The 14,234-nt window shown below is 57.4% G+C and carries 14 protein-coding genes; 4 read left to right on the top strand and 10 right to left on the bottom strand.

Annotation, left to right across the window (positions count from 1 at the left end; genetic code table 11):
• Positions 1 to 20 precede the first annotated feature (20 nt).
• From F3J31_RS20615 to ftsY, 5 genes are all read right to left on the bottom strand, one after another.
• A complete protein-coding gene (locus tag F3J31_RS20615) occupies positions 21 to 1,286 on the bottom strand; it encodes a 4-aminobutyrate--2-oxoglutarate transaminase (RefSeq protein ID WP_167215044.1) in 1,266 nt (421 codons plus the stop codon).
• Positions 1,287 to 1,422: 136 nt separating this feature from the next.
• Positions 1,423 to 2,280 carry an RNA polymerase sigma factor RpoH gene (rpoH, locus tag F3J31_RS20610; protein ID WP_008500093.1) on the bottom strand — a complete coding sequence of 286 codons (858 nt, stop codon included), beginning with the start codon at positions 2,278 to 2,280 and terminating at the stop codon, positions 1,423 to 1,425.
• Positions 2,281 to 2,531: 251 nt separating this feature from the next.
• A complete protein-coding gene (gene ftsX, locus F3J31_RS20605; RefSeq protein ID WP_045909157.1) occupies positions 2,532 to 3,587 on the bottom strand; it encodes a permease-like cell division protein FtsX in 1,056 nt (351 codons plus the stop codon).
• Positions 3,580 to 4,245, bottom strand: coding sequence for a cell division ATP-binding protein FtsE (gene ftsE / locus F3J31_RS20600; RefSeq protein WP_025758973.1), 666 nt, complete (start codon positions 4,243 to 4,245; stop codon positions 3,580 to 3,582). Before ftsE ends, ftsX begins: the two co-directional genes overlap by 8 nt.
• A 2-nt stretch (positions 4,246 to 4,247) precedes the next feature.
• The gene (gene ftsY / locus F3J31_RS20595; protein ID WP_167215041.1) at positions 4,248 to 5,708 is read right to left on the bottom strand and encodes a signal recognition particle-docking protein FtsY; all 1,461 of its coding nucleotides are present in this window, start codon (positions 5,706 to 5,708) and stop codon (positions 4,248 to 4,250) included.
• 127 nt (positions 5,709 to 5,835) lie between these two features.
• Here ftsY and rsmD point away from each other — a divergent pair, with 127 nt between their 5' ends.
• Positions 5,836 to 6,438 (top strand): 16S rRNA (guanine(966)-N(2))-methyltransferase, encoded by a 603-nt coding sequence (rsmD, locus tag F3J31_RS20590; RefSeq protein WP_167215038.1) that lies wholly within the window; start codon positions 5,836 to 5,838, stop codon positions 6,436 to 6,438.
• Positions 6,422 to 6,703 carry a DUF1145 family protein gene (locus F3J31_RS20585; RefSeq protein WP_008500088.1) on the top strand — a complete coding sequence of 94 codons (282 nt, stop codon included), beginning with the start codon at positions 6,422 to 6,424 and terminating at the stop codon, positions 6,701 to 6,703. The genes rsmD and F3J31_RS20585 overlap by 17 nt, the downstream gene beginning before the upstream one ends.
• Positions 6,704 to 6,785: 82 nt before the next feature.
• On the opposite strand, the gene F3J31_RS20580 is transcribed toward F3J31_RS20585, so the two are convergent.
• The gene (locus F3J31_RS20580) at positions 6,786 to 7,145 is read right to left on the bottom strand and encodes a DUF2500 domain-containing protein (RefSeq protein WP_048030196.1); all 360 of its coding nucleotides are present in this window, start codon (positions 7,143 to 7,145) and stop codon (positions 6,786 to 6,788) included.
• Positions 7,146 to 7,274: 129 nt separating this feature from the next.
• Between F3J31_RS20580 and F3J31_RS20575 the strand changes: the two genes are divergently transcribed.
• Both F3J31_RS20575 and zntA read left to right on the top strand, forming a co-directional pair.
• Positions 7,275 to 7,901, top strand: coding sequence for a lysoplasmalogenase (locus F3J31_RS20575; protein WP_167215035.1), 627 nt, complete (start codon positions 7,275 to 7,277; stop codon positions 7,899 to 7,901).
• A 76-nt stretch (positions 7,902 to 7,977) separates the two neighbouring features.
• Positions 7,978 to 10,149, top strand: a complete 2,172-nt coding sequence (zntA, locus tag F3J31_RS20570; protein ID WP_167215032.1) for a Zn(II)/Cd(II)/Pb(II) translocating P-type ATPase ZntA — start codon at positions 7,978 to 7,980, stop codon at positions 10,147 to 10,149.
• A gap of 89 nt (positions 10,150 to 10,238) precedes the next feature.
• On the opposite strand, the gene ubiA is transcribed toward zntA, so the two are convergent.
• From ubiA to F3J31_RS20550, 4 genes are all read right to left on the bottom strand, one after another.
• Entirely contained in the window at positions 10,239 to 11,108 is an 870-nt protein-coding gene (gene ubiA / locus F3J31_RS20565; protein WP_063622879.1) for a 4-hydroxybenzoate octaprenyltransferase, read from the bottom strand.
• A 12-nt stretch (positions 11,109 to 11,120) separates the two neighbouring features.
• Entirely contained in the window at positions 11,121 to 11,618 is a 498-nt protein-coding gene (gene ubiC, locus F3J31_RS20560; RefSeq protein ID WP_021242729.1) for a chorismate lyase, read from the bottom strand.
• Positions 11,619 to 11,798: 180 nt separating this feature from the next.
• Positions 11,799 to 12,752, bottom strand: coding sequence for a maltose operon protein MalM (gene malM, locus F3J31_RS20555; RefSeq protein WP_048226423.1), 954 nt, complete (start codon positions 12,750 to 12,752; stop codon positions 11,799 to 11,801).
• A 112-nt stretch (positions 12,753 to 12,864) separates the two neighbouring features.
• The gene (locus tag F3J31_RS20550) at positions 12,865 to 14,190 is read right to left on the bottom strand and encodes a maltoporin (RefSeq protein ID WP_074168353.1); all 1,326 of its coding nucleotides are present in this window, start codon (positions 14,188 to 14,190) and stop codon (positions 12,865 to 12,867) included.
• Positions 14,191 to 14,234 lie beyond the last annotated feature (44 nt).

Below are 14,234 nucleotides of genomic sequence, written 5' to 3'. Positions count from 1 at the left end.
TTTTCGCCGGGCATATGGCTTTAACGTGTCAGCGAGGCGGAGATAATGTCCAGCGCTTTACGGAACTGCACTTCGGGAATCGTCAGCGGATACAGGAAACGAATGACGTTGCCGTAGACGCCGCAGCTCAGAAGAAGCAGCCCTTCCTGCAACGCCCGCTCCTGCACCTGGCGGGTAAATTCCGGCGAAGGATGGCCCGTTTGCGGGTCGTTAAACTCAACCGCTACCATCGAGCCCTGGGCGCGAATATCCGCGATATACGGGCAGTGTTCCTTCGCTTTGTTCAGCACTTCCACCAGGTGATGGCCAAGATGCGCCGATCGCGTGCAGAGATCCTCTTCGTCAATCACGTCCAGCACGGCATGCGCCGCCGCAATCGCCAGCGGGTTACCTGCGTAGGTGCCACCCAACCCGCCCGGCGCGGGCGCATCCATCACCTCAGCACGTCCCGACACCGCCGAGAGCGGCATCCCGCCCGCCAGGCTTTTCGCCATGGTGATCAGATCCGGCTTCACGCAGTGGTGTTCCATCGAGAACAGCTTGCCGGTGCGGGCGAAGCCGCTTTGCACCTCGTCGGCAATCAGCAAAATGCCGTGGGTATCGCACAGGGCGCGCAGCGCCTGCATAAAATCAGCAGGAGCGATGTTGAAACCGCCCTCCCCCTGAACCGGTTCGAGAATGATCGCCGCGACCTGGTCAGGAGCAATATCCGCTTTAAAGATACGTTCCAGGCTTTTCAACGCCTCACCGGTGCTGACGCCGTGCAGTTCATTCGGATACTGCGCGTGATACACCGAGCCGGGGAAGGGCCCAAAGCCGAGCTTGTACGGCGCAACCTTGCCGGTCAGCGCCATGGTCATAAAGGTGCGGCCGTGGAACGCGCCGCCGAAGGTGATAAGGCCAGGACGTCTGGTAAAGGCGCGGGCAATTTTTACGGCGTTTTCCACCGCTTCTGCGCCCGTCGAGAAGAACGCCGTTTTCGCCGGGCCGTCAATGGGCACGCGTGCGTTGATGCGCTCGGCAAGCGCCACGTAGCCTTCGTACGGCACGATCTGGTACGCCGTGTGGGTAAAGGCGTGGAGTTGTTTTTCGATGGCGGAAATGACTTTGGGATGGCGATGGCCGGTATTCAGCACCGCGATACCGGCGGCGAAGTCGATGTACTCATTGCCCTCGACGTCCCACACCGTGGCGTTTTCTGCTTTATCGGCATAGAAGTTACACATCACGCCGATGCCACGCGGCGTCGCCTGTAAACGCCGGTCGTTCAGTTCGTTGTTTTTCACCCTGTCCCCCTGAGAAAGTCGCCTGCTTAGCGCATCAGTAAGTGTTTGCCAGGGGGAGGGAATTCGCCAGAGCGGGCGCTAAAAAAACAAAACCCCCAGACTCTCATCCAGGGGTTCTCGGTGTACTTCGCGGAAATTACGCTTCGATAGCAGCGCGAAGTTTTTTCATGGCGTTCTTTTCAAGCTGACGGACACGTTCCGCAGAGACGCCGTAGCGGTCGGCCAGCTCCTGCAGCGTGGACTTGTTGTCTTCGTCCAGCCAGCGGGCGCGGATAATATCCTGGCTACGTTCGTCGAGGCCTTCCATCGCATAGCTCAGCTTGTTCGCGGCCTGATCTTCCCAGTTGTCCTCTTCGATGCCGTCAGCAAAGTTAGAGGTTTTATCCTGCAGATACAGAACCGGTGCCATTGGCTGGCTGTCGGATGCGTCGTCATCGGAGGACATATCAAAGGTCATGTCCTGCGCGGCCATACGGGATTCCATCTCACGCACGTCTTTACTGGATACGCCCAGCTCGCGCGCCACCATTTCCACTTCATCCTGATTGAACCAGCCCAGACGCTGCTTGGTTTTACGCAGGTTGAAGAACAGTTTGCGTTGCGCTTTTGTCGTGGCGACTTTCACGATACGCCAGTTGCGCAGCACGTATTCATGAATTTCTGCTTTGATCCAGTGTACGGCGAAGGAGACGAGTCGCACACCCACTTCCGGGTTAAAGCGACGCACAGCCTTCATCAGGCCGATGTTACCTTCCTGAATCAAGTCCGCCTGCGGCAGGCCATAGCCCGCATAATTACGAGCAATGTGAACAACAAAGCGCAGGTGAGACAGGATCAGCTTTTTCGCTGCTTCCAGATCGCCCTGGTAATGCAGCTTTTCAGCAAGCTCCTTTTCTTCCTCGGCCGTTAACATCGGCCAGGTGTTCGCAGCCCGGATGTAAGATTCCAGGTTACCAACAGGGGCTAAAGCTAAAGTTTGCATTTCTTTGGTCATTCATTCCTCTCAGTGTTTCTTCTGGTCCAGGTTGTCCCCGTCAGGCAACAACCATGCCAAAGCGTTTGAGCAACGAGATTAGCATTCACTCTTTTATCAGACAGTGATTTTATCCACAAGTTCCAGGTGCAACGGTGAATAAATTACGCACAAAATGTGACATGGAGATGATAACAGGGGAAGAGACAACAGGGACGCTTTCCCTGCAGAGCGAACATCTCGGTGCAGGGAAAGATTATATCACGCTTTTATTAGTCGGGAGTAAAGTGACGTAAATGTTGAACGGTTGCCAGCCACGCGGCCACCCACCCAATCATCGAACACACCAGCAGCAACAACAGGCACTCATCGAACCCTAAGCCACTGATATCAAACTTGGTTCCGAAAACCTGCGCCACTTCAGTCACGGCAGAGGAAAGCCGCATCACCAAAATTTCTGACAATATCAGTGAAAGAAATGCGCCGGAAAAACCGAGCAGTGCGCCACCGTAAAGGAACGGTCGGAGGATGAAGCCATCCGTCGCACCAATCAGTTTCTGCACGTTGATGGTGTCGCGACGGGCGAAGATGCTCAGGCGAACGCTGTTGCCGATGACGAGGAAGACCGCCGCCACCATCAGCACGCCAATCATCGCCGCGACGCGGCCTACCAGCCCGGTCAGAGCAGAGAGACGCGCAAACCAGCTGTCATCCATGCGCACTTCATCAATCCCCTTAATGCGCGTGATGCGATCGCGCAGGGTGTTAAGCGAATCGGTCCCCTGGAAGTCCAGCTTCGGGATCACCACCGCCACGGCGGGCAGCGGATTCTCTTCGAGCATATCCAGCGCGCCGCCAAAGCCAGACCAGTTCCTGAACTCGCCCAGCGCGTCTTCACGTGAGAGATAATTGACCTTCTCCACGCCCTGCTCGGCCTGAATTTGCCCAACCACCTGCGCCGCCGCGTTATCGTCGAGCGCTTTATCCAGATAGACCGTGATCTGCGGAGACGGATAATACTGCGACGCCGCCTGGTTGACGTTTTTATAGACCATATAGCAGACGCTTGGCAGCGTGAGGGAGATGGCGATCACCATCACCGTCAGGAACGTCGCCAGCGGTTTGCTTTTCAGGTCCTGCAGCGCGCCGTGGAACGCGTAGCGCACCTGCTCGTTAAACACGTTGGTTTTACGGGAGGCTGGCTTTGGCGCGGCCTTCTGGCGCTTCGGCGCATTACGATTGCCGTCACCCCCGCCCTGCGGCTTACGGAAACGGTCAAACCGGTTCCCGAACTGCCGAATCTGGTTTATTGCATCACGCTTATTCACCGTGGCCTCCGTGCAAATGACCGTCGCTCAGGGTCAGCATGCGGTACGAACGACGGGAAATCAGCCCGATGTCGTGCGTCGCCATCAATACGGTAACCCCCACGCGGTTAAACTCCTCAAACAGACGCAAAATCCCTTCTGACAGGGCATCGTCCAGGTTACCGGTCGGTTCATCCGCCAGCAACACCGCAGGCTTGTTCACCACCGCACGGGCGATACCCACGCGCTGCTGTTCACCGCCGGAGAGCTGGATCGGGAAGTTCTTCGCTTTGTCCAGCAGCCCGACCTTATCCAGCGCCGCGGAAACGCGACGGCGGATATCATCATAGCTGGCGCCGGCAATAATCAGCGGAATGGCCACGTTATCGAAAACGGTGCGATCCATCAGCAGGTGGTGATCCTGGAAAATCATGCCGATCTGACGACGCAGGAACGGCACTTCGCGGTTTTTCAGGCGGCTGATCTCATGGCCGCCAAAAAAGATTTTCCCGGCGCTTGGCCGCTCGATCCCACAGATAAGCTTGAGCAGGGTACTTTTCCCCGCGCCGGAATGGCCGGTCAGGAATGCCATCTCGCCCGGCTGCAGGTGGAATGTGACCCCCTGCAGCGCTTGTCTCCCACCGAGATAGGCCTTGCTGACGTGTTCAAAGCGAATCATTGTTAGTCCTCTCGGGCAAATAATGCCTCAATAAAGTCGTCCGCCTTAAACGGACGTAAATCCTCAATACGCTCGCCCACACCGATGTAACGGATAGGAATGCCGAACTGGTCGGCCACGGAGAAGATCACCCCGCCTTTCGCGGTGCCGTCCAGTTTGGTCAGCGTGATCCCCGTCAGTCCTACCGCTTCATGGAACAGTTTTGCCTGGCTGATGGCGTTCTGTCCGGTGCTGGCATCAATGGTCAGCATAATTTCATGCGGTGCGTCTTCGTCCAGCTTCTTCATGACGCGAACGATTTTCTTCAGCTCTTCCATCAGGTGCGATTTATTCTGCAAACGCCCTGCGGTATCGGCAATCAGCACGTCCACGTTGCGCGCCTTCGCTGCCTGGATGGCGTCGAAGATCACGGAAGCGGAATCCGCGCCGGTATGCTGAGCAATCACCGGGATGTTATTGCGCTGGCCCCACACCTGCAGCTGCTCAACCGCCGCCGCACGGAAGGTGTCGCCCGCCGCCAGCATCACCGATTTACCCTGCTGCTCGAACTGACGCGCCAGCTTGCCGATAGTGGTGGTTTTACCCACGCCGTTCACGCCGACCATCAGAATAACAAATGGCGTTTTGCCTTCAATATTAAGCGGTTCGTCAACTTTTGCGAGAATTTCACCCATCTCGTCTTTCAGCAGGCCGTACAGCGCTTCGGCGTCACGCAGCTGTTTGCGGCTCGCCCCTTCGGTCAGATTAGTGATGATCTTACGGGTGGTTTCGACACCCACGTCCGCAATCAGCAGTTGCTCTTCCAGCTCTTCAAACAGATCGTCGTCGATCTTCTTGCCGCGGAACAGACTGATAAATCCGGAACCTAAGTTTTCTTTGGTTTTAAGCAGGCTGCGCTTCAGGCGCGCGAAGAAACCTTCTTTGGTCGGTTTTTCCTGCTCCTGAACGGTCTCTTCTTCCGGCTCTACTTCCACCGGCACCACGATGACCGCTTCTTCAGCGGCCTCGGCCGCCAGCGCCTGAGCTTCCAGCTCTTCGTCGGTCAGCTCTGGCTCAAGCGCCGCCTCTTCTTCCACCGCCTCAACAATTTCAACGGTTTCCGCTTCGGCCTGCCACTCTTCGGCAGACACCGCTTCGTCTTTGACCTCTTCCGGCAGCGGAAGCTCTTCGTGTTCGATAGCAGCCTGTGGTGCTTCGATAGCGGCTTCTACGACAACCGGCTCTGGCTTCTCGCTTTCCTGAACCTGTTCAGTGACCTCAACCACCTCTTCAGCAAAGGTTTCAACCTCTTCTTTGCTGTGCGCCGTCTCTTCCGCGTCGACAACCGCGGCGGTTTCTACAGGCGTTTCAGGCTGCGACGGCTCTTCAACGGCATGTTGCTCTTCGGTTTTCTGTTCTGTTTCTTGCTCTTTTTCACCGAAGCCCAGCCAGGAAAAGAAGCCACGTTTTTTTTGTTTTGCCATCTGCGACTACACTCCTCGCGGCGCTATATACATGGAAGCTAAAAAAATGATGAAATAGTCTAACACTTTACTTAATTGACATCACCGCCCGCAATCGCAGGCCAATTGTTAACAGAGCTTTCCTGAGATGAAGAAACCCAACCGCGCCCCGGCCGGTCAAATTCGTATTATCGGCGGTCAGTGGCGAGGCCGGAAATTACCGGTGCCGGACAGCCCCGGTTTACGCCCTACTACCGATCGCGTGCGCGAGACGCTGTTTAACTGGCTGGCCCCGTCAATGGTAGACGCCCGCTGCCTGGACTGCTTCGCCGGAAGCGGTGCGCTCGGGCTGGAAGCGCTGTCGCGCTATGCTGCCTGCGCCACGCTGCTGGAGATGGAGCGCGGCGTGGCGCAGACGCTGCAGCAAAATCTGGCGACGCTGAAAGCGAGCAACGCGAAAGTGGTGAACACCAACACGCTGAGCTTCCTCGCGCAAAAGGGCACGCCGCACACCGTGGTGTTTGTCGACCCGCCGTTCCGCAAGGGGTTGCTGGAAGAGACGTTATCCCTGCTGGAGCAAAACGGCTGGCTGGCGGATGACGCATTGATTTACGTGGAAAGCGAAGTGGAAAACGGTTTACCGCCGGTTCCCGCCCACTGGGATCTGCACCGTGAAAAAGTGGCAGGTCAGGTTGCTTATCGTCTGTATCACCGTAAGGCACAAGGAGGATCCGATGCCGGTACTGATTAATCTGGGACGCTTGCTGATGCTGGGCGTCTGGGCGTTTTTGCTGCTCAACCTGGTGCACCCGTTCCCGCGTCCGATGAATATTTTCGTTAACGTCGCACTGATTTTCACCTCGTTCATGCACGCCCTGCAGATGGTGATGCTGAAAAACGGTCTGCCGAAAGACGGCCCGCAGATGACGGGCTGGCAGCAGCTGCGCGTGTTTATTTTCGGCGTGTTTGAGCTGCTGGTGTGGATGAAGAAGTTTAAGGCGCAGGTGAAGAAGTAAGGTGCGCGCTATTGCCCGGTGGCGCTTCGCTTACCGGGCCTACGAAACCCTGTAGGCCGGGCAAACGCAGTGCCGCCCGGCGTTACCGCTCCGGTGCAAACCCTTCGAATCGCGACCCTTTGTAGCTCAGCGTTCCTTTCTCTCCCACCGTCAGCTGGTGGTACTGCTGCGCCTCCAGGCGGAAGGTCATCTCCAGGCCGCCCGTTTCCGGCTTAAAGCTCGCTTCATAGCGCATTGTTGTGCCCGCAGGCGTCACCTGCTGCTGGCGCGAGCGGCGATCATTGAGCGGTTTTTCGCGTTTGTTCGTCACCACCACGCGCTTTTGCATCAGCGGTGCGGCATCGTTATCCGCCTTCTCGCGGCGCTGCTGCACGAAGCGGAACGAGGCGGCAATGACGATAATCGCCACCACGATAATGAAAAACAGCGGCATCTTGCTCATTCTACAATCCCATCAGATTATGCGGAATTCAGGATACCCTGCCTTCCCCGGCATTGCCAAACGCCCGCCCGCGTCACTACACTGGATCAGAAACTGATTATTCAGACTTAACAGATACAGGGAGTTAATATGCTTTGGTCATTTATCGCTGTCTGTTTTTCCGCATGGCTTTATGTCGATGCGTCGTACCGTGGTCCCACCTGGCAGCGCTGGCTGTTTAAACCCGTCACGCTGTTGCTCCTGTTGCTGCTGGCCTGGCAAGCGCCGATGTTCAACGCCGTCAGCTATCTGGTGCTCGCCGGGCTGTGCGCCTCTCTGATTGGCGACGCCCTGACCCTGCTGCCGCGCCAGCGCCTGCTGTATGCCGTAGGGGCATTTTTCCTGTCTCACCTGCTGTATACCATCTACTTCGCCAGCCAGATGACGCTCTCTTTCTTCTGGCCGCTGCCGCTGGTTCTGCTGGTGATTGGCGCCCTGCTGATCGCGGTGATCTGGTCGCGTCTGGAAGAGATGCGTTTGCCGGTCTGCACGTTTATCGCCATGACCCTGGTGATGGTATGGCTGGCAGGTGAACTGTGGTTCTTCCGTCCGACCGCTCCGGCAATGTCCGCATTCTTCGGCGCCGCGCTGCTGCTGATTGGGAATATCGTGTGGCTGGGCAGCAACTATCGCCGCCGTTTCCGGGCGGATAACGCGATTGCCGCCGCCTGTTACTTTGCCGGGCACTTCCTGATTGTGCGTTCGCTGTATATCTAAATAACGCTTGACTCTGGAGTCGACTCCAGAGTGTATGCTGCGGTTAATGAGAAAATTATCATTGCCGGAGACTGCCATGTCGACTCCAGAAACACCCAAAAAAGTTCCTCAATTCTCGGCGCTTAAGCTCAGTCCGGTTCCGCCGCAAGATGACTGCTGCTGCGAAAGCGCGTGCGAAACGCAAACGGAAATGCTGCCCGAAAGCGGCAACCGCTACAGCTGGGTCGTTAACGGCATGGACTGCGCCGCCTGCGCCCGTAAAGTAGAAAATGCGGTGAAGCAGGTGCCGGGCGTCAGCCACGTTCAGGTGCTGTTCGCCACCGAAAAGCTGCTGGTTAGCGCCGAAAACGACGTCAGCAAACAGGTGGAAGCCGCGGTAAGCAAGGCGGGTTACAGCCTGCGTAGCGAAGCCGCGCCCGCGGAAAAAACGTCATCCCTGCGGGAAAACCTGCCGCTCATCACCCTCATCATCATGATGGCCCTGAGCTGGGGGCTGGAACAGATTAACCATCCGTTCGGCAACCTGGCGTTTATCGCCACCACGCTGGTCGGTCTGTTCCCGATTGCCCGTCAGGCGCTACGCCTGATGAAAAGCGGCAGCTGGTTTGCCATCGAAACGCTGATGAGCGTGGCGGCCATCGGCGCGCTGTTTATTGGCGCGACGGCAGAAGCGGCGATGGTGCTGCTGTTGTTCTTAATCGGTGAACGCCTTGAGGGCTGGGCAGCCAGCCGGGCGCGTAAAGGGGTCAGCGCGCTGATGGCGCTGAAGCCGGAAACCGCCACGCGCGTGGTAAACGGCACGCGTGAAACGGTCGCCATCACGACCCTTCGTCCGGGCGACGTGATTGAAGTCGCGGCAGGCGGACGTTTGCCTGCAGACGGCGCGCTGCTTACCGCCACCGCGAGCTTTGATGAAAGCGCCCTGACCGGCGAATCCATTCCGGTTGAACGTGAGGCGGGTGAAAAAGTGCCAGCGGGCGCCACCAGCGTCGACCGTCTGGTGCAGCTCACCGTGCTTTCCGAGCCGGGTGACAGCGCCATCGACCGCATCCTGAAGCTGATTGAAGAGGCCGAAGAGCGCCGCGCGCCGGTCGAACGCTTTATTGACCGCTTCAGCCGGATCTACACGCCCGCCATTATGCTGGTTGCCCTGCTGATTACCGTCGTTCCGCCGCTGTTCTTTGGCGCGCCGTGGGAGGGGTGGATTTATAAAGGGCTGACGCTATTGCTGATCGGCTGTCCGTGCGCGCTGGTGATTTCCACCCCGGCGGCCATTACGTCCGGGCTGGCGGCTGCTGCACGTCGCGGAGCGCTGATTAAGGGCGGCGCGGCGCTGGAGCAGCTAAGCCAGGTCCAGCATATCGCCTTTGATAAAACCGGCACGCTAACCGTGGGCAAGCCGCAGGTGACCGGCGTGTATCCGCAGGACATCAGTGAAGATGAACTGCTGACCCTGGCCGCCGCCGTTGAGCAGGGGTCCACTCACCCGCTGGCGCAGGCGATTGTGCGAGAAGCGCAGTCGCGCGGGCTGAACATCCCTCCGGCAACTGCCCAGCGGGCGCTGGTCGGGACAGGGATTGAGGCCACCGTTGACGGTAAAAAGGTACTGATTGTCGCGGCGGGCAAGTCTTCTACGCCAGAGGTGGAGGCGTTAGAACAGACCGGACAAACTGTCGTGACCGTTATGCAGGACGGCATAGCAAAAGGGATGCTGGCGCTGCGCGACACCCTGCGCGATGACGCAAAAGAGGCCGTGGCGGCGCTGCATCAGCTGGGCGTGCAGGGCGTGATTCTCACCGGCGATAACCCGCGCGCGGCCGCCGCCATTGCCGGTGAGCTGGGGCTGGCGTTTAAAGCCGGATTGCTGCCGGCGGATAAGGTCAGCGCGGTGACGGAACTGACTGCTCAGGCGCCGCTGGCGATGGTCGGTGACGGGATTAACGATGCCCCGGCGATGAAAGCGTCCACCATCGGTATTGCGATGGGCAGCGGTACCGACGTGGCGCTGGAAACGGCTGACGCGGCGCTGACCCACAACCGCCTGACCGGACTGGCGCAGATGATCGATCTTGCGCGCGCGACGCGGGCCAATATCCGTCAGAACATCGGCATCGCGCTGGGGCTGAAGGGGATTTTCCTGGTGACCACGCTGCTGGGCATGACCGGGCTGTGGCTGGCGGTGCTGGCGGATACCGGCGCGACGGTGCTGGTGACGGCGAACGCGCTCCGGCTGTTGCGTCGCCGGTAAAAAAACGCCCGGTGGCGCTGACGCTTACCGGGCCTACATATCCTGCTAAATCGTAGGCCGGGTAAGGCGAAGCCGCCACCCGGCTTTTTTTATATGAAGTAGCTCATCGCCAGCCCTAAAAACAGCACCAGGCCGACGTAATTATTGTTCATAAACGCCTTGAAGCAGGCGTCGCGTTCGCGCTTCGCAATCAGCTTTTGCTGGTAGGCAAACAGCAGCCCCGCCACCAGCACGGACCAGTAAAACTCCCAGTTCAGCCCGTTCAGGCGACCGATCGCCACCATCAGCGCCAGTACCGCGACCTGCAGGATACCGATAATCAGCTTGTCCTGACGGCCAAACAGAATGGCGGTGGATTTGATGCCAATTTTCAGGTCGTCATCGCGGTCAACCATCGCGTACTGCGTGTCGTACGCCACCGCCCAAAGTATATTCGCCAGGAACATCAACCAGCAGCTGAGCGGTAAGGACTCACTAACCGCCGCAAACGCCATCGGAATCGACCAGCCAAACGCCGCCCCGAGCACCACCTGAGGCAGGTGGGTATAGCGCTTCATAAACGGATAAACCCAGGCCAGGGCCAGCGCCGCAACGGAAAGCAGGATGGTCATGGTGTTGAGGGTTAACACCAGCAGGAAAGAGAGTAGCACCAGAATGATGAACAGCACGCGGGCTTCTTTCCCGGTGACCTGCCCGCTGGGTAACGGACGACCGGCAGTACGCTTTACATGACCGTCGAATTTACGATCGGCATAATCATTGACCACGCAGCCCGCCGCGCGCATCAGCCAGACGCCAGCCACGAACACGCCAAGGATCCACAGCGGCGGCACGCCCGGCGTGGCAACCCACAGCGCCCATAGGGTCGGCCACAGCAGCAGCAACGCGCCAATCGGTTTATCGGTACGCATTAAGCGGTGATACGCCAACAGCTTATTCTGCGTCAGGCTCCACTCCATTTTTTCTTCCTCTTAGTACAACGGCGATGCCGGTAAAAAAAGCTCCGTCAGAATTAACGGCTTACCGCTCAGGCGAAGGCGGGAACGACGACCCCACAGTTCGGCATCACGACCAATCTCAATAAAATCCCGGGTAAGCTCAGACGAGGTGAAAAGGTAACGCCCCAGCGGCGTTTTCCCCAGACGTTGCAGCGCCAGTTCTGGCCCGGAAAGGGTGGACTCGGGCACCACCGTCCGCCCGGCAAGCCACGGCTCGCCATCGGCACAAAGTAAAATTTCACGCAGCCAGTAACGTGGCTCGTGCGGCAGCAGCGGCAGCTCGTTGGCGATCTCATCGCCGGAGACAAACCCTTCCTGAATCAGGGTCACCGTGACCGTTTTTCCCTGCTGCTCAAAACGTTTTGTCATGGAATCTTCCAGCAACAACCAGTCCAGTTGCTGGGGATCAAGCGCAGGTATTTGGTCGAAATAGCGCAGCGCACGCAGTTGCGTTAGCGCAGGGTGTGACATGCCAGACTCTCCGATACATAACGTAATGGCATTGTATCGCAGAAACACGGATTGAGGGGGGCCAAACGTTATTTAACGATCACGATCGCAACAAGAGTGCAACAGCCCGGCGGAGACGAAAAAAAGTGCGCCCACTCAGGCGCACCAAACGACTAACAAATCAGCACTGCGGGGAAACGGTTACCCCTTGCCTTTTACACTGCTGATAAAGGTGGAACGGGCAGTGGTTGAACCTAAACGTTCGGCTTCATCAAGCAGTTTCAGCGCTTTATCGACATCGCCGCGCTTCACCGCCTGCTTAATGGCGTTGTTGAAGTATTCTTCGGTGTCGTTCAGTACCGGCTCCGCTTTCTTCGCCGGGGCTGGCGCTGCGGTTGCTACCGGTGCGGCTGCCGTGGCAGCTGGCGCGGTATAGGCAGGTGCAGCGGTGTTGCCTACGGTGACAGGGCCGGTACCGGAGGAGCCAAACAGCGGGCCGACCAGGACGCTGGATGCACTGCTGGTCGATACTTTCAGCTTCACAAGGCCGTCAGTGGTATGGCGGGCAATCGGGTCCGGAATATCCGGTACGGCGTTACCTACGCCTTTGGCATAGGCCTTAGCGGGATCAAGCAGCGTGGTGGTTTGCTGCAAATCTTTTTCCGTGGTGAAGACGAGAACATAAATTTTCTGCTGACCCAGCGCAGGCGTCAGGCGCATTACCCCTTCCAGGCGGTCTGCGCTCATGACGCCGGGTTCCTGATAGGTAAAGTATTCGCTCGGGAAGAATGCAGAAGGCGTCATGTTCTGGTCAAGAATCAGCACGTTCGGGGCAAAGACGCTGGTCTGTTTATTGACTTCACTGGAGAGCGTTAACGTCAGTTCGCCAATGTTAGCGGGCACGCTGTATGCGACCACCGGGCCACTGATGCCTGGAACATTAAGCGGTTGTCCCCCCGTCGAGAGCTGGGTCGTTTGGGCTTTAGATTGATCGACAGGCGTCCAGACCAGCTGTTGCAACGCTGCGGCCGGTATGGCCGGCGCGGATGTTGTGTTTTGCGGAACGAAATTCACATTAGCGAGCGTTACAGCAGGCGCGCTCGCCAGCAGCCCTGCGGATAAACAAAGGGCAAGGAGAGTTTTGTTCATTTTCATTGTTATCACCTCAAAATGCACAGGTCAGCGGTAGCCAGGCAATAGCGCGCCGTCCCAAGGATTGAGGGGCTTGCGCCCCTCAGTTTGGTCATTACGTCAGGTTAAGACGGTATTACCACCAGATTTCCATCTGGGCGCCGAAGGACCACTCGTCGTTGTCACCGCGGCTGTAGGTTGTGGCTTTGGTATCGCTTTTTGCAATGCCGTTGTCATAACCCCATTTCTCATCCCACTTCGCGTAAGTTGCGAAGACACGGATCGCTGGACGGGACCAGATGCTGTCACCGGCCTGCCATTGCTGTGCAAGGGTAATTTTGTACTGGTTGTTGGTATCGTCAGTTTTCTGCGACTTAACGTTGTCGTAGCCCACTTCAAGCAAGGTGCTCATGATTGGCGTCCATTTATACATTGGGCGCACACCCACGGTGTACCAGGTCGTACCGTTGTTGTCGTCACGATCGATATCCTGATACATACCGACGTACATCAGATCCCAGCTGTCACCCAGAGAGATCGCACCGTGGTCAAGAATACGAACCAGAGAGCCGTTGTTGTTGATCTTGTTGTCTACAACACCAATTTCAGCGTCTTTGTCATAGTTGTTGCCGGTGAAGGAACCCTGCGGAATACCTTTGCCCTGAGTGGTCATTGCATCGGTAGCGTACTGGACAACAAACTTGTTGTAGCCTTTCAGCATGCTCTGGGTATGTTCAGCGGTGAACATCCAGCCATCTTTAGATGCGCCGTCAGCGAAGCTGTAACCGTCAGTTTTGTTAGCTCGGCCATAGTCAACACCCAGCTCCAGCGTACCGCCCGGGTTGATTTCCATCTGCGCTAAACGCACATCGAAGACGTCGTTAGCGGTGTCTTTGAAGTTATGATAGATATCGTTGCTGGTGAAGATGTATGAACCGCCCGCTTCCTGAGAACGGGTCGCGGCCAGAGACAGTTTACCGAAGCCCAGATCGACGTTTTCGATACCCGCACCAGGACCTGAAATATCCCAGTAGTAGAAGTCGATCATGTGGACGTCATGACGCTGATAGAAGCGCTTACCGGCCCAGATGGTGGAACCTGGCAGCCACTCAATCAGGTTTTTACCCTGCACGTTGGCTTCACGGAACGCCGGATCAGTGGCTTCCCAGTCGTTCTGTTGCGCCACGGAGTACGCTACGTTGGTGTCGAAGTAGAAGCTCTTGTCGCCTTCTTTCCACACTTCCTGGCCCAGCTTCAGTTCCGCATAGGTTTCACATTCGTTACCCAGACGGTATTTACTTTGAGCACCGGTTGCCTGGAAGCACTGTTGTTCGCCGCCACTCCCCGTCCAGCCGATACCGGAACGAGCATAACCATGGAAATCCACGGCCATTGCCTGAGCAGACATTACGCCCGCTGCGACGGCAACTGCCAGAGGAAGTTTGCGCAGAGTAATCATCATTCTATCTCCTGAGATCATTGCTTTTCTTTGAACACTTCACCTGT

Source organism: Enterobacter sp. Acro-832 (genome assembly GCF_011752745.1).
GTDB classification, from domain to species: domain Bacteria; phylum Pseudomonadota; class Gammaproteobacteria; order Enterobacterales; family Enterobacteriaceae; genus Enterobacter; species Enterobacter quasiroggenkampii.
Note: the sequence above shows the minus strand (reverse complement) of the source record. Positions and strands in the feature narration are given on the sequence as shown.

What these genes read in the sequence shown, in the direction of transcription:
- rpoH (WP_008500093.1), bottom strand. Translation starts at nt 2,280, where the DNA reads ATGACCAAAGAAATGCAAACTTTAGCTTTAGCCCCTGTTGGTAACCTG.
- ftsE (WP_025758973.1), bottom strand. Translation starts at nt 4,245, where the DNA reads ATGATTCGCTTTGAACACGTCAGCAAGGCCTATCTCGGTGGGAGACAA.
- ftsY (WP_167215041.1), bottom strand. Translation starts at nt 5,708, where the DNA reads ATGGCAAAACAAAAAAAACGTGGCTTCTTTTCCTGGCTGGGCTTCGGT.
- rsmD (WP_167215038.1), top strand. Translation starts at nt 5,836, where the DNA reads ATGAAGAAACCCAACCGCGCCCCGGCCGGTCAAATTCGTATTATCGGC.
- F3J31_RS20585 (WP_008500088.1), top strand. Translation starts at nt 6,422, where the DNA reads ATGCCGGTACTGATTAATCTGGGACGCTTGCTGATGCTGGGCGTCTGG.
- F3J31_RS20580 (WP_048030196.1), bottom strand. Translation starts at nt 7,145, where the DNA reads ATGAGCAAGATGCCGCTGTTTTTCATTATCGTGGTGGCGATTATCGTC.
- F3J31_RS20575 (WP_167215035.1), top strand. Translation starts at nt 7,275, where the DNA reads ATGCTTTGGTCATTTATCGCTGTCTGTTTTTCCGCATGGCTTTATGTC.
- zntA (WP_167215032.1), top strand. Translation starts at nt 7,978, where the DNA reads ATGTCGACTCCAGAAACACCCAAAAAAGTTCCTCAATTCTCGGCGCTT.
- ubiA (WP_063622879.1), bottom strand. Translation starts at nt 11,108, where the DNA reads ATGGAGTGGAGCCTGACGCAGAATAAGCTGTTGGCGTATCACCGCTTA.
- ubiC (WP_021242729.1), bottom strand. Translation starts at nt 11,618, where the DNA reads ATGTCACACCCTGCGCTAACGCAACTGCGTGCGCTGCGCTATTTCGAC.
- malM (WP_048226423.1), bottom strand. Translation starts at nt 12,752, where the DNA reads ATGAAAATGAACAAAACTCTCCTTGCCCTTTGTTTATCCGCAGGGCTG.
- F3J31_RS20550 (WP_074168353.1), bottom strand. Translation starts at nt 14,190, where the DNA reads ATGATGATTACTCTGCGCAAACTTCCTCTGGCAGTTGCCGTCGCAGCG.